At 42.2% G+C, this 21,703-nt stretch carries 17 protein-coding genes and 1 pseudogene; 16 read left to right on the plus strand and 2 right to left on the minus strand.

The features are described 5' to 3' along the window. Window positions 1-112 precede the first annotated feature (112 nt). The 6 genes and pseudogenes from BM358_RS10235 to BM358_RS10260 all read left to right on the plus strand — a co-directional run bounded on the left by BM358_RS10235 (window position 113) and on the right by BM358_RS10260 (window position 5,447). Window positions 113-430, plus strand: coding sequence for a PTS sugar transporter subunit IIB (locus tag BM358_RS10235; protein WP_023988560.1), 318 nt, complete (start codon window positions 113-115; stop codon window positions 428-430). 58 nt (window positions 431-488) lie between these two features. Further along, a complete protein-coding gene (locus tag BM358_RS10240) occupies window positions 489-803 on the plus strand; it encodes a PTS sugar transporter subunit IIA (protein WP_023988561.1) in 315 nt (104 codons plus the stop codon). A gap of 69 nt (window positions 804-872) precedes the next feature. Then, window positions 873-2,165, plus strand: a complete 1,293-nt coding sequence (gene celB, locus BM358_RS10245) for a PTS cellobiose transporter subunit IIC (protein WP_023988562.1) — start codon at window positions 873-875, stop codon at window positions 2,163-2,165. Window positions 2,166-2,269: 104 nt separating this feature from the next. Continuing rightward, window positions 2,270-3,742: a glycoside hydrolase family 1 protein gene (locus tag BM358_RS10250; RefSeq protein ID WP_197032078.1), complete on the plus strand. Its 1,473-nt coding sequence runs from the start codon at window positions 2,270-2,272 to the stop codon at window positions 3,740-3,742. Window positions 3,743-4,259: 517 nt separating this feature from the next. Further along, window positions 4,260-4,985 carry a YjjG family noncanonical pyrimidine nucleotidase gene (locus BM358_RS10255; protein ID WP_028541317.1) on the plus strand — a complete coding sequence of 242 codons (726 nt, stop codon included), beginning with the start codon at window positions 4,260-4,262 and terminating at the stop codon, window positions 4,983-4,985. Then, window positions 4,982-5,447, plus strand: a pseudogene (locus BM358_RS10260) (GNAT family N-acetyltransferase). Before BM358_RS10255 ends, BM358_RS10260 begins: the two are co-directional and overlap by 4 nt. A 122-nt stretch (window positions 5,448-5,569) precedes the next feature. Here the strand turns inward: BM358_RS10260 and BM358_RS10265 are convergent. Together BM358_RS10265 and BM358_RS10270 are read right to left on the minus strand one after the other, a co-directional pair. After that, window positions 5,570-7,846 carry an alpha-galactosidase gene (locus BM358_RS10265; protein WP_028541316.1) on the minus strand — a complete coding sequence of 759 codons (2,277 nt, stop codon included), beginning with the start codon at window positions 7,844-7,846 and terminating at the stop codon, window positions 5,570-5,572. An 82-nt stretch (window positions 7,847-7,928) separates the two neighbouring features. Continuing rightward, window positions 7,929-8,915, minus strand: coding sequence for a LacI family DNA-binding transcriptional regulator (locus BM358_RS10270; protein WP_025723649.1), 987 nt, complete (start codon window positions 8,913-8,915; stop codon window positions 7,929-7,931). 177 nt (window positions 8,916-9,092) lie between these two features. Here BM358_RS10270 and BM358_RS10275 point away from each other — a divergent pair, with 177 nt between their 5' ends. The 10 genes from BM358_RS10275 (at window position 9,093) to BM358_RS10325 (ending at window position 21,671) form a co-directional block, all read left to right on the plus strand. Further along, window positions 9,093-10,901 (plus strand): cache domain-containing sensor histidine kinase, encoded by a 1,809-nt coding sequence (locus BM358_RS10275; protein ID WP_028541315.1) that lies wholly within the window; start codon window positions 9,093-9,095, stop codon window positions 10,899-10,901. Then, window positions 10,894-11,997: a response regulator transcription factor gene (locus tag BM358_RS10280; protein WP_028541314.1), complete on the plus strand. Its 1,104-nt coding sequence runs from the start codon at window positions 10,894-10,896 to the stop codon at window positions 11,995-11,997. Before BM358_RS10275 ends, BM358_RS10280 begins: the two co-directional genes overlap by 8 nt. A 197-nt stretch (window positions 11,998-12,194) precedes the next feature. Further along, window positions 12,195-13,496 carry an ABC transporter substrate-binding protein gene (locus BM358_RS10285; RefSeq protein WP_028541313.1) on the plus strand — a complete coding sequence of 434 codons (1,302 nt, stop codon included), beginning with the start codon at window positions 12,195-12,197 and terminating at the stop codon, window positions 13,494-13,496. Window positions 13,497-13,575: 79 nt separating this feature from the next. After that, window positions 13,576-14,454: a carbohydrate ABC transporter permease gene (locus BM358_RS10290; protein WP_023988569.1), complete on the plus strand. Its 879-nt coding sequence runs from the start codon at window positions 13,576-13,578 to the stop codon at window positions 14,452-14,454. A 28-nt stretch (window positions 14,455-14,482) separates the two neighbouring features. Continuing rightward, a complete protein-coding gene (locus BM358_RS10295) occupies window positions 14,483-15,325 on the plus strand; it encodes a carbohydrate ABC transporter permease (RefSeq protein WP_028541312.1) in 843 nt (280 codons plus the stop codon). A gap of 489 nt (window positions 15,326-15,814) precedes the next feature. After that, window positions 15,815-16,516 (plus strand): response regulator transcription factor, encoded by a 702-nt coding sequence (locus tag BM358_RS10305; protein ID WP_023988571.1) that lies wholly within the window; start codon window positions 15,815-15,817, stop codon window positions 16,514-16,516. After that, on the plus strand, window positions 16,513-17,499 hold the full coding sequence (locus tag BM358_RS10310) for a sensor histidine kinase (protein ID WP_028541311.1): 987 nt from the start codon (window positions 16,513-16,515) through the stop codon (window positions 17,497-17,499). The genes BM358_RS10305 and BM358_RS10310 overlap by 4 nt, the downstream gene beginning before the upstream one ends. A gap of 101 nt (window positions 17,500-17,600) precedes the next feature. Continuing rightward, window positions 17,601-18,380: an ABC transporter ATP-binding protein gene (locus BM358_RS10315; RefSeq protein ID WP_023988573.1), complete on the plus strand. Its 780-nt coding sequence runs from the start codon at window positions 17,601-17,603 to the stop codon at window positions 18,378-18,380. After that, window positions 18,346-20,358 (plus strand): ABC transporter permease, encoded by a 2,013-nt coding sequence (locus tag BM358_RS10320; protein ID WP_028541310.1) that lies wholly within the window; start codon window positions 18,346-18,348, stop codon window positions 20,356-20,358. The genes BM358_RS10315 and BM358_RS10320 overlap by 35 nt, the downstream gene beginning before the upstream one ends. A gap of 209 nt (window positions 20,359-20,567) precedes the next feature. Beyond that, complete coding sequence (locus tag BM358_RS10325) at window positions 20,568-21,671, plus strand: TolC family protein (RefSeq protein WP_028541309.1); 1,104 nt, start codon at window positions 20,568-20,570, stop codon at window positions 21,669-21,671. The last annotated feature ends 32 nt before the right edge of the window (window positions 21,672-21,703 follow it).

Below are 21,703 nucleotides of genomic sequence, written 5' to 3' on the forward strand. Positions count from 1 at the left end.
ACACCACAAACGTTTCCTATTGTTTTTGGAAAAAGGTTCGGTTAAAAAGAAAGCGATTTAATTGTAAACTTAAGTTGTTCAGTAAATGAAGGAATTTAAGGGGGAAAAGATTATGAATACAATTATGTTAGTATGTGCAGCAGGAATGAGTACAAGTTTATTAGTAACGAAAATGCAAAAAACAGCTGAGGAAAAAGGCATAAAAGTAGATATTTTTGCCAAATCGGCTTCTGAAATTGAATTTACTTTGAAAGAGAGAAATGTAGACGTCATATTATTAGGGCCTCAGGTGAAATATTTGAAAAAGCAATTAGAAACTAAATTGGCAGATAAAAATATTTTTATTGAAGCTATTAATATGCAACATTACGGTATGATGAACGGTGAAAAAGTGTTAGAAGATGCATTACAGTTAATAAAAAGCAAATAACAAAGGATTTGAATTAAGAATTTGTTACTAAACAATAAAAGATAAGAGGGGAGAAGTTATGGTAAAAGAAGAATACTATACGGTGGCGTTTAACATTATTAGTAACGTAGGTACAGCTAAAAGCTTAGTAATTGAGGCACTTTATGCGGCAAAAGAAGGAGAATTTCAATTAGCAGAAGGAAAGTTAGAAGAGTCAAAGCAATTTTTTAGAGAAGGACATAGAGCGCATTCTTCATTAGTAAAAAGAGAAGCAAATGGAGAGCAACTTGATTTCTCACTGATATTAATGCATGCAGAAGACCAACTCATGAGTGTAGAAACCATTTCACTGCTTGTTACAGAAATGATCGAGCTATATAAGCGTTCAAAATAGAGATTGTTCAAGCCAAATAGAAGTGGCATCGCTACAAGAAATTACATCTTCGGGAGAGGACACGATGTTATGGGTAAAATAACTGAGTTTTTAGAAGAAAAGGTAATGCCAATTGCAGGCAAAATTGCTGGTCAACGGCATTTACAAGTACTTCGCGATGCAATGGTTCTAACAATCCCATTTATTATTATCGGTTCCGTGTTTCTAATCTTAGCAAATCTGCCAATTCCAGCTTATATAAACTTCTTAAAAGCTCATCCAGATATCAAAGCAACCTTACTTTATCCTTACAATGGTACATTTAATCTGGTCGCATTAATTGCCACCTTTGCTGTCGGATATAGGCTAGCTGAGAGTTATAAAGTGGACCCACTTGCTTCAGGGGCTGTAGCATTATGTTCGTATTTTGTTGTCACGCCTAATACAACTTTTACGGTAGATAAAGTGGTCACAACAGCAATGAATGTTAATTACTTTTCGAGTCAAGGCTTATTCGTAGGATTGCTTATTGCAATTTTCTCGACAGAAATTTACCGTAGGGTCGTTCAAAAGAATATTGTTATCAAAATGCCAGATGGAGTTCCGCCCACTGTTGCAAAATCCTTTACAGCAATTATTCCAGGTTTTATTGTCATCGTGAGTGTATGGGTTATACGTTTACTTGTTGAAAACTTTACTCATTTTGAAAACGTTCACACTATCGTCGCAAAACTTCTACAACAACCTTTAACCAATGTTGGTACAAGCCTAGTTGGTACAATCTTTGTATTCTTATTAATCAATTTGTTATGGGCGATTGGGTTACATGGTTCTACAATTGTAGGTTCTGTCATGTTACCTATCTGGTTACAGTTGACATCAGAGAACGCAGCTGCCTACGCAGCAGGATTACCCGTCGATAATATTGTTACGGCAGAATTTAGATATCTTATCTTTATCGGTGGATCCGGTGCAACACTTGGTCTTGTGCTCGCAATGTTTTTCTTTTCTAAGAGTAAACAATTGAAGCAAATGGGACGACTAGCCATTGGACCCGGACTATTTAATATCAATGAACCGTTAATCTTCGGTATGCCAATCGTATTAAACCCAATCATTTTGATTCCGTTTCTTATAACACCAGTTATTAGCGTGTTGATAACCTATCTATCTATGTATTATGGATGGGTAGCGAGCCCCATTGGTGTGTTGCCTCCTGGGACAATGCCGATACTTATAGGCGGATATCTGATGACTGGCAGTGTCTCGGGGATCGTCTTACAGCTTATTTTGTTTGCTGTATCCTTTGTTATTTACTTCCCGTTCTTTAAGATCATGGACAATCAGAAATATAAAGAAGAACAGAAGGCGCTTGCAAGCTAAGATGAGATCATCAATTAAAGCCTGTTAGAGTTTCTTAATGCATTTCTGTTCATAAAAATAATAGTTTGTTGACATAGGATCTATGTACTAATAGGAGGGTTATCATGTTTCAAATGAAAACAAAATTTCCAGAAGATTTTTTGTGGGGTGGAGCAACGGCTGCAAATCAACTAGAAGGAGCAAGTGATGTTGGCGGCAAGGGACTTTCTCTGGCTGATGTATATACGTTTGATGAAAAGATGCCGAAAGAGCAATGGTCAGATCAGTGGCATTTAATGACTCATAAGCAAATAGAAGAAGCTCAAGATCCTGCAAGTAAAAAATATTATCCCAAAAGACATGGGATAGACTTTTATCATCATTATAAAGAAGATATCGCATTATTTGCAGAAATGGGCTTTAAAGCTTATCGCATGTCAATTGCTTGGACTCGTATTTTTCCGAATGGTGATGAGTTAGTACCCAATGAGGAAGGATTGTCGTTTTATGATCGTGTTTTTGATGAACTGAATAAGTATGGAATAGAGCCTGTTGTTTCCTTATCTCATTATGAAATGCCACTACATCTTTCAACAAAGTATGGTGGCTGGGTGAATCGTAAACTAATAGATTTCTTTGTTCGTTTTGCTTCAACTGTATTTGACAGATATAAAAACAAAGTGAAATATTGGATGACTTTTAATGAAATTAACTGTGTGACTCATCACCCATATGTAAGTTTAGGGGTTATTGAGGAAAATCACCCTAATATTGAACAAGCAAAATTTCAAGGCGCTCATCATCAATTTGTAGCAAGTGCTCTTGCAACCAAAGCATGCAAAGAGAGTAATCCTAAAGCAATGGTAGGATGCATGGTTAGTTATCAGTTACTTGTTCCTTATAGCTGTGATCCAGATGATGTTCAAGCTACAGTAGATAAACAGCGTACCTCATTGTTCTTTACAGATGTTCAGGCGAGAGGCTATTATCCTGCTTACACAGCTAAAATGCTTGCAGAAAAGAATGTAGTACTGGAAACAGAACCCGAAGATGAACAAATTATGAGAGATTATCCGGTTGATTACGTGTCCTTTAGCTACTATATGTCTAGCGCAGTCAGTGCACATCCAGAAAGAATCGAAGGAGCGGTAGGAAATCTACTTACAGGAGGAGTTAAAAATCCTTATTTGCCAACAAGTGATTGGGGATGGCAGGTTGACCCTAAAGGTCTACGAACTGCTTTAAACCAATTGTATGATCTTTATCAAAAACCATTATTTGTTGCTGAAAATGGATATGGCGCTTTAGATGTATTAGAGGAGGGCGATAAAATTGAGGATGATTATCGTATTTCTTATTTAAAAGAACATATTAAACAAGTAAAAGAAGCAATTGCAGATGGTGTAGATGTATTTGGCTACACGAGCTGGGGCTGTATCGATATGATTAGCGCCGGAACTAATCAAATGTCAAAACGCTATGGATATATTTATGTAGATCAGGACGATATGGGCAGAGGTACAAAACGTCGCATAAAGAAAAAATCATTTTATTGGTATAAAAATGTTATTGCTACGAATGGAGAACAATTAGACTAAATTTTTAAAAGGAGAATGGTTACCTATAGGCTTGTCTCATCAGGGGCAGCTTGAGGAAGCATTCTCCTCTTTTTATAAATCGATATGTCAGCGGCTTGGCAAAACGCATGCGCTTCTCACTAGCTCAAATCGTCAATCAGTTCATGTTCGTCACCAATATCCAACTTTAGCGAAATATTGTTATCATAGGTTCCAACGGTAATCTTTTAATTTCAATTAGGACAGCCAGAAAATCAAAAACATATAGAAGATGATAAACAATAAACAAGATTGACAAAATATTAGAAGAAAGATACGATCTCGATTTATCTGATAAAACAAACAAAGTAAATAAACTGTTGGGTAATATTACTTCATCCTGGTTGTCGTGACTTGACGGCTTAACTAGGATCTGTATAATAACCGGGAGATCATGTTACATTGATAGTTTAATTCCCGTTTTTTATGCCCTATCAGAAAACAATTCTAAGACTCATAGAACTGAACAATTTAGTAAAGCAATGATATGGAGGTCGTTATGAAATACGAAATTATTTTATTTGATGTCGATGATACGCTGTTTGATTTTAAAAAGGCAGAGAGTCATGCGCTACATAATACGTTTACCCAATTTGGCTTGCCCCAAGCGGCAACTGAGTATAAAGCCAGTTATGATGAAATCAACGGCGCGTTGTGGCGAGAGGCAGAGGAAGGACACATTACCTCAGCGCAACTGCGTGTGGAACGGTTTAAGCGATTATTTACTATTCATGATCTAGATTTCAATCCAAATGCCTTTAGTGCAGCATATTTACGTTATTTGGGTGAAGGTGCTTTTTTGATGGACGGAGCGGTAGAATTATGTGATATGCTGTCTGATTGTCGTTTGGCGATTATTACGAATGGAATCAAAGAGGTGCAAACCTCCAGAATTCAGCTTTCACCGCTGCGTGATGTATTTGAGCAGGTAATTATTTCAGAGGAAGTGGGTTGCCAAAAGCCACAAGCTGGTATTTTCGATTATGCATTTACTAAGCTAGCCATTTCAGATAAAAGTAAGGTTCTCATGGTCGGTGATTCTTTGACCTCGGATATTCAAGGAGGGAACCAATACGGAATCGATACCTGCTGGTTCAACCCTGCTGGGAAAACAAACGTGTCTGGCATTCAACCCACTTATGAAATAAAAAGCCTGATGGAGTTATCGAATCGTGTACTTTCAAAGCGTCTCGTACTGAAACGTACATCGGCTGAAATTAGATGAATAATGTCGAAATCAGAAGGCCGGAAATTAAGGACATCGAAAAGATAAATGAATTGTTTAGAATTGTGATTATAGACACGTTTACTAAAGAAGGCATTGGTCATATGCTGGAAGACATAGATGAGGAAATTGAGACTAAGAGGGTATATTTGGAACGTGACTTTGAGAGTCACGGTGAACAACGATACTTCTTAATCGCTGTAGATGGGAATCATATAATAGGTTCTATTGAATATGGACCAGTAAGTGAACTAATAAGTAAATCTACCAATGCTACATTTAAAAATTTGTGCGAGGTAGGAACTGTACTTGTTCACCCTGACTACAGATAGTAGATATCGTATTGCGCAGAAAATATGGAAAAAGAAATTTGGAACTCCTGATTATTTATTAAAAGATTATTGGGGAGCAGGCTCTGATCATATGATATGGAGAATCAAAGTCAAGGATGCTATTAAATGATCAATTGCTTGGCAATCTCTTGTGTGTCTTTAATCTACAAGGACCAAAGTTATAAAACAAGGCAGGCCGGAAAATCGGCCTGCCTTGTTTTAATTTTTTTATCGTCACTGGCTGGTCCATGATTAGCAGGAGACAGCTTTAAGGCGGAAGGTAGAGCTGGCGAAATCTCCAGTGAGATCGGAGACCACAAGCCCAATTCTCATTAGGCGGTCACCTCCGAAAATTTCTCCATCAAATGCTACGCGGAAGGGGGAACCGTCATCTTCCACTAAGGTATTACCCGTATGGACTGCAGTGTTGCCCGTCGCTCCGTGTTCGATTATATACTTTTTATCTGGGTCAAGTCCTTTTAGAGTTAGTCGCCGGATGGGCCCATTCGGTTCAGCTAGTACACGGAAGTAAGCGACAAAAGCTTCGGACTGGTCCTCGCTAACGAACATCCAGGCCGTGTCGCCTCGGCCCTCAAATGGACTAAGGAGTCGATACATATCTCCTTGCTGTACAAGGGAACGAATTTCCTTATACTGGGCGATTTGTTTGGCAGCGAGCTCCTTTTCTTCATTTGTAAAGGCAGTTAGGTCAAGTTCGTAGCCAAAATTCCCGCTCATTGCCACGTCGCCGCGTATAGCGAGGGAGGTGATTCGCCCCACCTGGTGATTCGGTACATTCGATACGTGTGCGCCCATGGTACTGGCCGGATACACGATGCTTGTGCCATACTGGATAGCCAATCTTTCAATGGCATCAGTATCGTCACTGGTCCATGTCTGCGGCATATAGTAGAGCATTCCTGGATCGAATCGTCCACCGCCTCCGGAACAGCTTTCGAACAAGATGTCCGGGAACTGGGAAGTCAGACGTTCCAGAAGATCGTAAAGTCCGAGCATATAACGGTGCGCAGTTTCCTTTTGTCGCTCGCTAGGAGCTGTAGCCGAAGCAATCTCCGTCATATTACGGTTCATGTCCCACTTGACATAAGTAATCGGAGCGATCGAGAATACGGAGCTAAGCGTCTCGTACAAGTAGTCGCATACTTCCTTGCGGGAGAGATCGAGCACCAGTTGGGATCGGCCTTCCGTCCGCCGCCGACCTTCCGCATGCAGGCACCAGTCGGGATGGTTACGATACAATTCACTATCAGGTGATACCATTTCCGGCTCAACCCACAAGCCAAACTGTAATCCTTGTTCATTAACCCGTTTGGCCAGGTCGGCAAGGCCGCCAGGCAGCTTTCGGCGATCTTCAAACCAGTCCCCAAGCGAATTGTCGTCGTTGTCGCGCTTACCAAACCAACCATCATCTAGAACAAAGAGCTCAATTCCAAGGGGGCCTGCTTCCTTGGCAATTGCTTCGATTTTATCGGCGTCGAAGTCGAAATACGTGGCTTCCCAATTGTTCACGAGAATAGGACGCTCTTTGTCACGGTAAGTCCCCCGGCACAGGCGTGTGCGATAGAGTCGGTGATAGGTGCGTGACATGCCCCCAAGACCTTCTTCGGAAAAGACCAATACGGCTTCAGGAGTCTGGAATGACTGACCTGGCTCAAGCCGCCAGGAGAAGTCAAAGGGATTGATTCCGATACTTACACGAGTCTGATTGAACTGCTCTACTTCCGCCTGTGCGACGAAGTTGCTGCTGTAGATTAGACTGAAACCGTACACATCCCCACGGTCTTCAGTCGCATCAGGACGAAGCAATGCCAGAAATGGATTCATTTGGTGACTGCTGGAACCCCTTCGGCTCTCGAGTCGAATGGAACCAGGTCCGAGATCGCGTCGTTGGATATGTCTTTCCCGAACCCAGGCTCCAGGTAAGTAGAGAGCTTGGTAGTTGGAATCGGCGAAGTCGACTGAGGCGCTCATGGCGTGTTCAATATTCATGGTAGCGCTTCCCTTTTGTTCAAAAAGAGTAGACCTCGCAATGGCACTGTGATTCGCAAATACAGTATAGAGCAGTGTAGTCTTAAGCCCAGAGTATGGATCTTCAAGGATCAAAAAGAGGGTTGTGGCTTCATCATCCGATTCGGTATAGACGGAAGGAAGTCCCTCGAGCTTTGGTTTACCCGGTTCAATACGGTAACCACTATATTTCAGCTCCGTAGTCCGAGTCCCGTCCGCAAGTGCAACCTGGTAAGCTGGTTGACGAAAGTCGCTTGTTCCATACTGGGGGTATTCCTGTGGAAGCGTGTCCAAAGAAATTGTACGGCTGGAAGAAACGGGAGTGGGAGAGAAGGAGCAACGCTCCCTAAGCTCCAATATACTTGCGAGACTTTGGTCATGATGAAGTTGAGCTCCCCAATAGACATGTGCGGGATATCCTTCTACAAGCTGGATAATATAGCTGCAATCCTTGGACTGCAAATGAAACAAACCAAGCGCCTCGTTAACATGAATGTTCATGATATTCACTCCTTAGGGGGTTATCATTATTGTTTTACGTAAGGATACTGATCAATGACAATAAGACTCTCAAGTACTGATTTTAGCCTTTTTTGCATGAACTCTCCCGAATGACAAGCTTAGTCCCGATCACGCTATACGCAGGTGGTTCACGCCCCTCAAACCGTTCAGAGAGCAGTTGCACGGCAGCCTTTCCCATCTGTTCAGGATAGGCACGGACGGTGGTTAGCGGAGGCTGCACGAAGGCTGCCATCTCAATGTCGTCGAAGCCGACAACAGCCATATCCTCTGGTACCTTGACTCCATGTCCATGAAGGGCGCGGAGGGCACCAATAGCGAGCGGATCGCTTGCAGCGAAGCAGGCCGTCGGTCGTTCCTGTTGGGTTAGAAGCTCGTTCATCATGAGATAACCATCCGCGGTACTCCAGGCACCTATACGGACGAATTGAGGATTGTACAACCCCTGTTCCCGCATGAATCGTTCAAAATAATGCGCTCTTCGCTCACCGTCGCTCTTACCGCCGATAAATCCGATTTGTCGGTGGCCAAGCTCAAGTAGATGTCCGAGTGCCTGATCAACAGCTTGCCGGAAATGAAGTCGTACAGAATCATACTCCAGCTGTTCATGGTACTGGTCGACAAGGACAATGGTGTTCTTGTCAGGATGAAGTTTGAATACCTCTTCAGGATCAACGCCGCCCACAACAATCAGACCGTCCGCCTTCTGCAGGGTGCCGATGGATGAGCGGCCTCGCAAGGTCTGGCCCAACGTCAGTCCAAGCTCTTCACAGCGCAGTTCGATTCCACGGCGGATCGAGGCGTAATACGGATCGTCTCTTTCCTCCTCAATAGAACACCATAGCAGGAGGGAGACGGTTTTCCCGGCACGTTCCGTATTCTGCTTTAATTGCCTCAGCCGGGTAGGCTTATACCCGAGTTGCTCGGCAACCAAAAAAATTCTGCTTTTGGTGTCTGGGCTTACGGACAGTGACAGATCGTTATTTAAAACCCTTGAAACGGTTGCGGCAGACACACCCGCTTCGCGGGCAATGTCTTTAATGGTTGCCAAAAGAGCTCACACCTTTTTAGTTAATAATTTTACTAAAAATCGACTTTATCCTAACACATCTTTAAAGCACTTTCAAGATGGACGGTTGAATTTTTTTAACATTATTTTTGATCTACTACTGTAGAGATTGTTTGTGTTAACATGATGAATATTCTCTTGATGACGGAGGGGTCCTAGTTGAATATTCTGTCACTAGCTCGTAAGTGGTTTGGTCGACTTCGCTTTAAAAGCAAGGTTATAACGGTATTTCTTCCGCTAATTATTGTTTCTCTGCTTACTCTTGGACTGTTGTCCAACCAGCTTTTCAGCCGTTCTTTGATAGACCGAACCACCAGCAACGTGGTCGATGAGTCTCAGCTTATCTTGTCTCGGACCGATTACATATTCAGCAGTGTGGAAACAGCGGCCAATATTATGGTGACGAATATTAACCGGATGTATGATTCATACGGTGCCAAACCTGGTACTGCGATGGAGTCTATTCAGTTTGGAAACTTGATGCAGAGCCGCCTATCCATTGATTTGTCAATCTTTCGTGAGGTGGATGCCGCTGTATTTATTGATAATGAAGGGACAATTTTCGCCTCTTATACCGAAAGCGGGGATGATCGCAAGATCTATAGCATGCTTAAGCGGGTAAGGGAATCTGAAAGTTATGGACAGGCACTCTGGTTTGATATGGAGAAGAGGGATTTCCTAACACCAGATCCGAACTCTCCGGTTTTGACGTTGGGGAAGACGGTCATTAATATAGACACGGGCGAACCCTACGGAACCCTTTTTCTGTTAGTGAAGGAAGAAGGTTTGGCCGATTACTTCCGTTCCAGCGATCCGGATGCGCCCAAATCTTATTATTTTTTAGATAACGGAATGCGCGTGGCGGTGGCAGAAGACAATGAGATGCTGATGAATCCGGTGAATCCACAGCTAGGTGAGGCCATCCAACGTTGTGCGCCTAATGCATCCCAAGGAACGTGCTCATTCGAGGATGAGGGCAATCTGGTAACGGTCACTGATTATACCCGGATGGATTGGAAGTTGGTCAATATCGTATCTCTTAGCCTGCTTACGGCTGATGTCCGGCAAAATGTTAGATTGTCGCTCTTAATCGGCATATTGTGCCTTGTTTTTTCCTGGCTGGGCGCTAGCTTTCTATCCAAAATGGTCGTTAGCCCTCTCGAACATCTGACTAGGGCCATGCGAAAAGTAGTAACTGGTGACCTGCAAGCGGTTACGACAGTCCGCACAGAGGATGAGATCGGTACGATTGCTGAAGCGTTTAACTTTATGGTAAGAAGAGTTCGGGAGCTGCTGGATGAGGTAAGGCAGGAACAGAACCGTAAGCGTGAATATGAGCTCGCACTGATAAGCGCCCAAATTAAACCGCATTTTCTGTACAACACTTTGGATACCATTTATGCACTCAATGAGTTAGATCGTAATGATGAGGCTAGAGATACTACAAAAGCGCTAGCAGATTTTTATCGAATGGTGCTGAACAAGGGACGGGAATTAATTACTTTAGAAAAGGAAGCTCAGATTACTGATGATTACCTGACGATTTTGCAAATCCGTTATCCCGATGTGTTTCGCTATGAAGTGGATATCCCTGCCGAGCTTGCAGGTACACCTATCCCGAAGCTCTCGCTTCAGCCGCTTGTCGAGAATTCGATTTACCATGGTCTTAAGAAGAAAGGAACAAAAGGTTTTATCCGTATTTTTGCCTTTAAACAGGGTGATAAGGTGATCGTTCGGGTGGAGGACAACGGTGTGGGGATGGATGAATTCCAAGTTCAGACTATTATGTCCAGACATTTACCGAAAGAAGGAATACGATCAATCGGTACCTACAGTGTTCAGCAACGACTGAGTCTGTATTTTGGCGAGGAGTATGGGATATCCGTTCAAAGTATTCTCGCGGAGGGAACAACTGTTGACCTGTCGTTGCCGATGCTGCCAAAGGGGAGTGAACACCAAGATGTATAAAGTGATGATTGTCGATGATGAGCCGCTGTTCCGAGACTTTCTGCGTATAAAGATAGATTGGGAAAGTCATGGCTTTCGGGTTTGCTGCGAAGCAAGGAACGGACAGGAAGCACTTCAAGAAGCCGAGCGGCATCAGCCGCATCTCGCCCTCGTAGATATCAATATGCCCTTCATTGATGGAATTGAATTAGCCGAGAGGTTGAAAGTCAAGTTCGAACGCATCGTTATTGTATTCATATCTGGACATAACGAATTTGAATACCTACAGAAGGCGGTTCGAACCGGAGTGCAGGATTATTTGTTGAAGCCGTTCAATGCAGAAGAAATGCTCTCGATGTTGGAACGTATTAAGCCGAAACTACCGGTGTTTCTGCAGGAGAGCGAAAGTACCGAGTGGGGTCATGGTAGCGAAGCGTTGCACGGCAGAGCAAGTATGCCTGATTTGGGCCATCTGCGTGATGCAGTCGTGCTAGACCTTCGATTGAAAGACAGTGAAACGTTAGAGGAAGTCCGTAAGGCAATCCAGCAGCTTAGTATATATAAGTGGGGGGACGAATACGCGGACGCGATGCTTATGGGAATCGTATCTCTAGCACTTTCCTTTGCAAGTGAACGCGGCATTCCTTATGATCGGCTATGGGATGAAGGTTTGAACAAGTCTCCTTATGACCGGCTTCGGGAGTTAGATTCCTGGGAGGCTGCTGAAGGATGGATGCTCGCTTTGTACCGCAGGCTGATCCAATTGATGGAGAATATGCACTCTACGAAGGCTTCCAATCTTTTTGCTGCGGCGATCACCTATATCGAGGAGCATTATGCAGACACAGAGTTGTCTGCTGAGCAGGTTTCGTGTGGGGTTTTCGTCGATCCCAGCTATCTGCGGCGCGTCTTCCGCAAGGAGTCCGGCTTCTCCATAGTGGATCATATTACACATATTCGGATGAAGAAGGCTAAGGAGCTCTTACTGAACAGAAATCGGAAGTTGGCGGAAATCGCTGAAAGTGTTGGATACAGTGACCCCAATTATTTCAGCAAATGCTTCAAGAAACGCTTTGGCATGACACCGACTGAATATGAGCAACTCCAAAAAAGGTAGCTCTTGTCCTGCGAGGCAGAACAACATCGATTTAAGCCTGGCGGTTTTCCTATATGGAGAACCGCTGCTCTATTTGTCCCGTTTTTTACTGATTATGCCCGTTTTATTCCTTAATCAAGAAAAGAAGCGGGAGTATACTGTAGTTATGAAAATGAAAGCGCAAACATAAAACACACTGCATAAGGGGGATTAAACAAATGAAAAAAACTTACAGAAGTTGGGGTGCAGCTTTGCTAGTGCTCACCATGTCTATTGGATTGGTCGCTTGTGGCGGAGATAAATCAGCTTCCTCCCAGGGCGGGACGGGAGACACAGCGATCAAATTGAAGGTATATGCGCAGCATTTTGACGCCGATACCACCAAGCCATTCGATTATGCCGTGGAAGAACTCAAAAAGGACATGCCAAACGTTGAGATTGAACTGGATCCTGCCGTTCAGGACGGATACCAGAAGCTAAAGACTTATGCAGCGACAGGAAACATGCCGGACATTTATTTCACGGATTGGCCAACTCTGCAAACTTTAGCAAAATCGAAAAATGTCGAGGTGCTGGACAACTATGAGACAACGGCTAAATTCAAGGAGAATCTTAATCCGGGTGTTGAATCTCGTTTAGTAGCTCCAGATAATCATGTGTATGCTTATCCGGATACAGGCATTGAATTCCAGCTTATCTATTACAACAAGTCGATTTTTGAGAAGGCGGGGATCGAAACGCCGATTAGGACGATTGATCAAATGGGCGAAGCAGCTAAAAAGTTGAAAGCTGCAGGTTATGTGCCCATGTCGATCTTTGCCAAGGAAAAGTGGATTACGACTGCTTTTTATAATGGGCTGGTCACAAGAGAGCAGCCACAAGGATTCGGAGCACTTGATCAGAAAGGTGTAAAAGCATTGCCAGAAGCGTTTGTAACGGCAGCACAGCAGATGAAGCAATTGCAGCAAGCCGGATTGTTCGACGCAAATGCCACGAACACCAATTATGATCAGGCATCGTCCCTGTTCTATCAGGGAAAGGCTGCCATGTTTGTGAACGGACAATGGGAAATTTACAGTTCACAGGAAAAGCTGGGCGACCAGGTCGACTGGATGTACTGGCCAGCAAAGGATGAAGCAACCTACGAGAAGTCCAAATATTTTATCGACGGTGCAGGTTCGCCACAGGGTTACGCAGTATCGTCGAGTAGCGAGAACAAGGAAACTGCCGTAAAGGTAGCAGCATTCCTTGCGACAAAGTCAGCCGAGTACAAATATACCCAACTCGGAAGTCCTATCGTTTCGCCGAAAGTGGATAAGCAAATCGCCTCCAATGTTCCAGCAATGATGCAGCGAGTCGCCAAAGAGTTGCTGCCAAACGCCAAGGAATATGCTCAGCTTCTGAGCAATACCAAAATTCAGAACACAATCAATGACAATACCCAGAATCTGATGGTGGACAACTTTTTGGTAGAGGGTTTTGTGAACAATCTGAACAGTACATTGGAGAAAGAAAACTGATAATCCAGGGACAAGCAACCTCTGGCGACATAAGTCGCTGGGGGGGAGCCGTCCCGAAAATAAGGGGTGGAAGCAACACATGAATAAATATTTGGGGAACAAACCGGCGCTGGCACTGTTTCTGCTCCCTGCTTTGATCCTGTACAGTGTGATCCTGATTTATCCTGTTCTGCAGACCGTTCTTCGTAGCTTTTATGAATGGGATGGCCTTAGTACGCCGATCTTTTCGGGATTGAGTAATTACCGGGAGCTCTTTTCCGATCCTTTACTTTCCACTTCGCTTAAGAACGGATTGATATTTGCAATTGTACTGGTGGTCTTTCAGATTGGACTGGGAACGCTATTGGCGCTGATTTGTGCAGACCCGCGTACACGCGGGCGGAAAATACTGAAAACGGCTTATTTTATTCCGGTTGTTCTGTCGGTAACTGTGGTGTGCCAGCTGTGGATCGCCATTTACGACCCGACCAACGGACTGATCAACCGGCTGTTCGATCTTTTGAATATCTCGTATCAGCAAAATTGGCTGAGCTCCCCGACAGCATCAATTATTGCCATCGCCTTTGTTAATGCCTGGCAGTTTATGGGGTATCAATTCGCGCTGCTATATGCAGGGGTTAAGTCAGTACCTGAGGACTACTTTGAAGCCGCCACGATTGACGGTTGCAGCAAATGGAGAGCGCATCTGCATGTTACACTTCCTCTGATGAGGGAAACGTACAAATTCTGCTTCATTATCGCGATTACCTCTGGGATAGGCGCCTTTGTGCAGATGCTGATTATGACCAACGGGGGACCTGGTACTACAAATTATACAATGACATTCATGATTTACCGCTATGCTTTTATGGAGAGCAACTATGGCTATGCGTGTGCTGTATCTGTGCTGCTTGTACTGATCTCGCTGCTGGCAACTTTAGTTATCAATAAGCTGTTCGATCGCGGACAAACCGCCTGATGAGGTGCGTATTGAAAAGGAGAACGAAATGAGTAAAACCGCTGTGAGCAAGTTCAGACAAGCTGTCCTGCAGATACCGCTGTGGTTGTATGTGATTGTTTCGATTTATCCGTTGTTCTGGATGGTTTCCTACTCGTTGAAGAACAATGATGAGATCTTTGTTACCAACCCATTCGGACTACCAACGCATTTTCGTTACGAAAATTACATCAATGCTTGGACGCAATTTAATATTCCTCGTTACTTTCTAAACAGTCTGGTCGTATCAACGATTTCGACTCTGTTCATCCTTTTATTGGCACTGATGTTTGCCTTTGCAGTGGCTCGCATGAGATGGAGGTTTCGTTTTGCTGTCCGAACTTATATGATCATAGGAATGTTTATGCCGCTACAGGTTATTATGATACCGCTGGCGATTCTGGTTCGCGATTTTCATCTTACGAATACGTATGGAGCTCTTATTCTTCCCTATATCGCAATTGGCCTTCCTTTCTCGTCAATGATTTTCTATGGGTTCCTGGCAGGAATTCCTAAGGAGATTGAAGAGGCGGCATGTATGGATGGAGCTAATATTTATAGACTGTTCCTGAAAATCATTATGCCGCTTGCAATGCCTGCAATTGCAACTGTAGCCATTTTTCAGTTCTTGAACAACTGGAATGAGTTCACTTTGGCCTATATTCTGATTTCTGATGAGAATATGAAGACCTTGCCGCTAGGCTTGCTTTTCTTCCAGGGCTCCTACAGCACGGATTGGGGGGCCATGGGAGCTGTTATGACTATCGCTTCCCTACCGATGGTACTAGTCTATCTGTTCTTGAGTGAACAAGTGGAGCGGGCAATGACGGTGGGTTCCGCTGTAAAAGGATAGAGAGGATAAAATGCCCGGGCTTGAGAATCAGAAAAAAGATTCTCTAGCCGGGCATTTTTGTTATGTACATACGCTAGTTTAATCTGACGATGGTTTGTGGCTAATCAGAAACCTTACAACAAAATAAAGGTTTTTGTAAGTTTCAACTGTTGTTCATTATGTAGAAGCTGTTATGCTGGTAAACAGCTAGGCAAGGAAAGAAGTGAGCAGATTTTGAAAGATCCAAAGCAAAGTTTCAATGAAACATTAAAAATTCCTAAAAGAACCATTATAACAGTCACCGTTATTGTTATTATAATTATATTGTTAATCACTCTGGTGCTCGGCACCATGCATATTATTCGGGATTCAATATACACCACCATGAAAACCTCCTAAATCTACAACCAAGGGGGTTAGATTGTTGTTATTGCTTGAACGATCGAATAAAGGCATTATATAGAGAAATCAGTTGTTAAAAATTCAAGCACTAAGAAGGTAGAAAACACGATGCAAAAGATATTAATAGTAGAGGATGATCCTCAAATCAGTTCCTTGCTCCAATCTTATCTTGAGAAATATGGTTATCAAGGGATTAACGTTTCAAATTTTGATCAAGTTCTGGCTATCTTTCAAGAGGTAAAGCCTGATTTGGTACTACTTGATGTGAATCTACCTCGCTTTGATGGATTTTATTGGTGCAGGCAAATACGGACTCAGTCTACATGCCCCATCCTTTTTGTTTCTGCACGCGATGATAAAATGGATCAGGTCATTGCTTTGCAAAACGGAGCAGATGATTACATTACGAAACCATTTTATCCCGAAGTACTGTTAGCCAAAGTAGAAAGCAATCTGCGACGTGCCTATGGCTCTTATGCTGTTGCCCCAAAATCACGTTCCTTAAAAGTGGCAGATTTGACGCTATATCCCGATATTATGGAACTTGTATTCCATGACAAGCAGGTAGAAATTAGCCAGAAGGAAGCAGCACTGCTAGAGCTATTGATGACGTATCCTAAGCAGGTTGTGGGTAGAGTTCATCTCTTAGAGGCTTTATGGGATGATCACCAATATGTGGGCGAAAACACACTGAATGTTTATGTCACTCGGGTCCGCAAAAAGCTGAGTGAGCTGGGACTAGGGGATATCATAGAGACGGTTAGAGGGGCTGGCTATCGGCTTCACTTGAGTGAGGAGGAAGAACGGTGAAGCTTTTTTGGCGTGACCATTTTTCGCTGGTGATTTTTAATATCATCCAACTTTTTCTTGTGTTAAGTATCTATTGGATGGATGGTTACCGCAACTGGTCGACGGCCCTGTATTCCGTCTTTTTTGGGGCCTCCATATTGCTGGTTTATTTGCTCTTCCGGTATGTCATGTACTCTGGTTTATATCGCATATTATCCACTGCAAACATTAGAGATTTAGATGAGCTTATTCAGATGAAGGTACTTAATCCGTTAGCCTCTTCTTTGCAACATTTGCTTTTACAATATTATCGATTGTATCAGTCCCGAATTCATCAGTTAGAGCATCAGCAGCGCGATCATATTACGTTTATCAATCAGTGGGTTCACCAGATGAAAACTCCTCTTTCTGTTATTCATTTAATCCTCAAAGGAAAAATAGATCCCGAATCGGATCAGATACACGATGAGATTGATCGAATGGGAAAAGGACTGGACATGATTTTGTATATGTCACGATTGGAATCCTTTGAACCTGACTTTCATGTCGAGCCTGTTGTATTACGAAAACTGGTTAGTGATGTGATTTATGATAACAAAAGATTATTGATTCGCAACGAAATTTATCCTTCCAATGAAGTGGACGAGCAGTTGAGTGTGATTACCGATGCCAAGTGGCTAAGATTCATAATTAACCAATTGGTGACCAATGCGGTGAAATACTCTTCAGGTCATGCCCACAGTCTGAAACTAATGTCTGACGTAAGAGAGCATGTCATTGTGTTGGAAGTACAGGATGAGGGGATTGGTATCCCTAAAAAAGATGTAGAACGGGTATTTGAGGCTTATTATACAGGTGAAAATGGGCGGAAGTATCGTGAATCAACCGGGATGGGACTCTATTTGGTGTCTGAAATCTGCGAAAGACTGAATCATGATATTCAACTGAAATCGACAGTTGGTGAAGGGACAACGGTTCAAATCCTGTTTTCAATTCACAAATGAGAAACCTTACAACACATTTAAGGTTTTTGTAATGTTAATCGATCGCTTCACTTGTCTGGATGGATTATGATCATAACATAGAACAAGGAAAGGAATGAATTATGGAGATTGTACGAATGGATCAAGTCACCAAAATATATTATGGCAAGGTTCCCTACCGAGCCCTTAACAACATCCATTTAACGATCAAACAAGGTGAGTTTGTTGGTATTATGGGGCCGTCTGGTAGTGGGAAGACCACATTATTAAACATGATTTCGACCATTGATATGCCGACTTCTGGCGAGGTTTGCATTAAAGGTGAAAATCTAAATCAGCTCAAGAAGGATAAGCTGGCTTTATTTCGTCGCAAAGAGCTGGGACTTGTATTTCAGGACTTTAATTTGCTGGAAACCCTCACTTTGGGAGAGAACATACTGTTTCCTCTGATGCTGAATAAAAAAGGATTAAAGGAAATGGAGCTTAAACTGGAAGAGGTAGCGAAGAAACTGGATATTTTTGATGTTTTGGATAAACGGCCTTATGAGGTGTCAGGGGGACAAAAGCAACGGGCAGCCATTGGTAGGGCTATTATTCACTCTCCTTCACTCCTGCTCGCAGATGAACCCACTGGAAATCTCGATTCCAAGTCTTCACGTGTTGTGATGGAAATGCTGGGACTTATCCACCGTGTAGATTATTCCACAATCGTGCTGGTAACACACGGTGCAATGGAAGCCAGTTATTGTGATCGGGTAATTTTTATAAAAGATGGTGAGTTATATAATGAAATCCACCGTAGTCATAGTCAGCAAATATTTTTTCAGGAAATCATAGATATGCTCTCCTTTTTGGGGGGAAGTAGACATGCACATGAGCTTTCGTCTGTTAGCATGGAATAATCTCAAACGCAATGTACGTGCTTATGTACCTTATTATTTAAGCAGCTCATTGATGATTTCGATTTTTTTCGTATATGCGATATTTATTTTTCACCCGGATGTCTCAAATGCAATCACAGCAGCTAATGTAAAAAAAGGATTACAAGTTGCTGATCTGTTGATTTTTGTATTTTCCTTTTTTTTCGTATTATACACAAACCATATCTTTGTAGCTGCACGTAAGAAAGAATTGGGTATATTGACCATTTTAGGGACACATCACAGACAAATATATTTTTTGGTCGCATATGAAAATCTAATTATAGGTTTTTTATCCTTGGTTACCGGGATTATCGGAGGATTTATTTCAGCGAAATTCTTTCTGCTTTTGGGCTCCAATGTCATAGGAATGTATTTAACGTTTTATTTTCCTTGGAAAGCACTGGCTTTCACAGGAATTGGCTTTATGTTTTTGTTTATATTGATCTCACTTGTGTCTGTTTTCTTCATACGCCATTTTAAATTACAGCAGCTTTTTAACAAGGTTCCACAGCTCAAAAAGGAATTAAAAGCTTCATGGAGTCTTTCCTTTCTTGCGATAGTGTTAATAGGAGCGGCTGTATATTTAATGAAGCTTGATTTTCCACCATACATTTATCTGGCACCGTATCGTTTAGGGACTCTTTCTTTTTATATATTGCACTATTCGGTTGGAGACACATTTAAATACACAATTGTAATGGGGTTTATTGGTACTTACTTATTTTATACTCAATTATGTGTACTATTCATTCAACTGCTTAGAGCTAACAGGAAATGGTCTTGGAGCGGAACACGTTTGTTATGGTTATCTGAGATCACATACAAAATTAGGAATAATGCCGGGCTGTTTTCATTGATTACCTTAATTTCTATCATTTCCTGTGTAGGAGCAGCGTCAACTTTTGACTCCATGCAGCAGCAAAAAAGATTTCTAAGGGAGCAATCTTATTCATTTGCACTTTCTTCTGATGTAGTAAGTTCTAGAGAGCTTGAAAAAGAGATTGACCAAAATCTTTATACGGCTGGGGTAGATTATTCGAAAAGTGAAATACTGATCTTTCCCTTTCGTGAACAGTTCGCACCTGTGATGAAACAATCCAACTATGAAGCTCTTATTTCCAGGTTTAAGGAACTAAAACAGACAGCCGCACTTCGGGATCATCAAGGCTTTTTCATTTTTGATTCTAATGGAATGTCTTTAGAAGAACAGAAAACCTTTTTTGAAAAAAAGCTAACTTACAATCAAGGAAAATCTCAGATTATGAATATTCAGATTATGGATACTCAGAAGATAGACCACAGCATAAAGTTTGTTGAAAACATCATCTCTGAACTAGGAAGGTTACTTGTTGTTTCAGATCGAACTTACGACCATTTAGTTGAACAACGGTACTTCAATGTTCCATTAGCATACAAATCTGTTTATTATTTTGTGCCAAAATGGAAGAATGGTCAACTTTCATTAGAAACTTCTGAAACTCAACAGGAGATATGGTTGTATTCCGTGTTGGCCAACAAGGTGAACAAAGGGGTACTTAACTCTAGAGCAGTGGATTATTTGACATCGGAGATGGATCTGAATATTAGTGAATTTATTGGCGGATTTATCGCCATTATTATGTTGGCAAGCACTGTAAGTCTGTTGTATTTCAGATTGTATGTAGATCTTCAACGGGATGAGGAAATATACCGAGCTTTATCGAAAATCGGATTAAACTCAAGGGAAATGAGACGAGCTGCATCCAGACAAATTGCTTTCCTATTTCTTCTGCCATTAGTCGTATCATCCGTAGGAGTAGTGCTTTGTTTATTTATGTCAGAACCATCTGGAATAAATGTAGCACCCTTTCATCTTACGCTTATTCAGATTATGCTTTGCTTTTGGGCAATCCAATTCTTTTCCTTTCTTATTGTACGTTTCCTGTACCTTCGTCAATTGGATTTAAAGATGCTGTAAAGAGCGATAAGCCGTGTGTGAAAGAATAGCAGGAGGGCAGGATTATACCTCCCTTCTGGAATCTGCACGGATGATAGAAGATGCAGTTCTCAATTCATGACATCCTTGATGGAGAGTTGTGCAAAGAAATTGTAATGAAGAGGAAGAATAAAAATTCATATAACAACGTATTTATTAGACTTAATGAAACTTAGAAAGAGGGGGGTTCTATGAAAAAACGTATGTTCATTTTATTGTTGTTGGCCTTATCGGCCAGTTCATTTTCAGAGTCCTTTGTTCATGCAGAGCGGCAGCAGGTTTCCAATGCAAGTGTGAAAATAACACTGAGTCAAGCACAGCAATGGGCACGATCTAATAGCTTTAGCTTGAAGGAGGCTCAGCAAGCGATAGATCGTAACCGGATTAACCTAAAAAATGCAGGTAAGAATCTGGATTTCATCCCAGCAGGTGCGGGCAACGGTGAAGAGGACGCGGCTAGTAGTTCAGCCTGGAAAGGGTATGCCTCATCGACGGTTTCTTATTTGGAATCCAAAAAGCAAATCGAACTTGCCCAAGATCAGGCGGATTACTCTGCAATGAAGAATTATTATGACGTACTTCTAGCTGAAAACAAAGTAAAGAGCAGTGAGGATGCACTTTCGCTCGCACTACTGGAAGAAAAAGCTGCTGAAGCGAAGGCCAACCGTGGAAAAATTTCTCCAGGTGATCAAAGCACGATTATTCAGACTCGTATAGAGGCTCAAAAGAATGTAGACATTGCAAAGGCTGCACTGCAAAAAGCGATGGATTCACTAAATACGCAAATGGGCCAACCTCAAGGTACGGTGTATGAACTGGTGGATCGACCTGTTTACCGGAAGATGGATAACACGAATTTAGATACGCTTGTGACGCGTGCCATCTCGGCGAGTCCTTCGGTATGGAGACAGGAGGAGGCAGTCAAGCTAGCAAAAATGGAAATTAAATATTACACGTGGAACTCGGGAACTGACGATTATGAAATTAAACAGATTGATGTAGACTCAGCGGAAGGCGGATTGGAAAATACCAAGGATCAATTAGCAGAAACACTGAAGAATATGTACTTTAACTTACAGCAGAGTTATGAACAATACGAACAAATGCAAAGTAATCTACAGAACGCCAATAAAGTATTAGATATATCTCGTAAAAAAAAGGAACGAGGATTTGCTACAGGTACGGAGGTAGCCACGAATCAGTTAAAAGTGAAGCAAATTGAACGGAATAAGGATGAACTAATTGTTCAAATGACGCTGCTGCAACATGCTTTAAACAAACCGTGGAGCGTATAGGTTTTAGAAAAAATACATTTTAAGGGGATATA

Origin of the sequence: Paenibacillus sp. cl130 (genome assembly GCF_900116035.1) — a bacterium.
Classification (GTDB): Bacteria; Bacillota; Bacilli; order Paenibacillales; family Paenibacillaceae; genus Paenibacillus; species Paenibacillus polymyxa_B.

Coding starts and splice junctions, on each gene's coding strand:
- BM358_RS10280 (WP_028541314.1), top strand. CDS start 10,894: ATGTATAAAGTGATGATTGTCGATGATGAGCCGCTGTTCCGAGACTTT.
- BM358_RS10325 (WP_028541309.1), top strand. CDS start 20,568: ATGAAAAAACGTATGTTCATTTTATTGTTGTTGGCCTTATCGGCCAGT.
- BM358_RS10305 (WP_023988571.1), top strand. CDS start 15,815: ATGCAAAAGATATTAATAGTAGAGGATGATCCTCAAATCAGTTCCTTG.
- BM358_RS10295 (WP_028541312.1), top strand. CDS start 14,483: ATGAGTAAAACCGCTGTGAGCAAGTTCAGACAAGCTGTCCTGCAGATA.
- BM358_RS10255 (WP_028541317.1), top strand. CDS start 4,260: ATGAAATACGAAATTATTTTATTTGATGTCGATGATACGCTGTTTGAT.
- BM358_RS10290 (WP_023988569.1), top strand. CDS start 13,576: ATGAATAAATATTTGGGGAACAAACCGGCGCTGGCACTGTTTCTGCTC.
- BM358_RS10240 (WP_023988561.1), top strand. CDS start 489: ATGGTAAAAGAAGAATACTATACGGTGGCGTTTAACATTATTAGTAAC.
- BM358_RS10320 (WP_028541310.1), top strand. CDS start 18,346: ATGCACATGAGCTTTCGTCTGTTAGCATGGAATAATCTCAAACGCAAT.
- BM358_RS10250 (WP_197032078.1), top strand. CDS start 2,270: ATGTTTCAAATGAAAACAAAATTTCCAGAAGATTTTTTGTGGGGTGGA.
- BM358_RS10235 (WP_023988560.1), top strand. CDS start 113: ATGAATACAATTATGTTAGTATGTGCAGCAGGAATGAGTACAAGTTTA.
- BM358_RS10285 (WP_028541313.1), top strand. CDS start 12,195: ATGAAAAAAACTTACAGAAGTTGGGGTGCAGCTTTGCTAGTGCTCACC.
- BM358_RS10315 (WP_023988573.1), top strand. CDS start 17,601: ATGGAGATTGTACGAATGGATCAAGTCACCAAAATATATTATGGCAAG.
- celB (WP_023988562.1), top strand. CDS start 873: ATGGGTAAAATAACTGAGTTTTTAGAAGAAAAGGTAATGCCAATTGCA.
- BM358_RS10265 (WP_028541316.1), bottom strand. CDS start 7,846: ATGAACATTCATGTTAACGAGGCGCTTGGTTTGTTTCATTTGCAGTCC.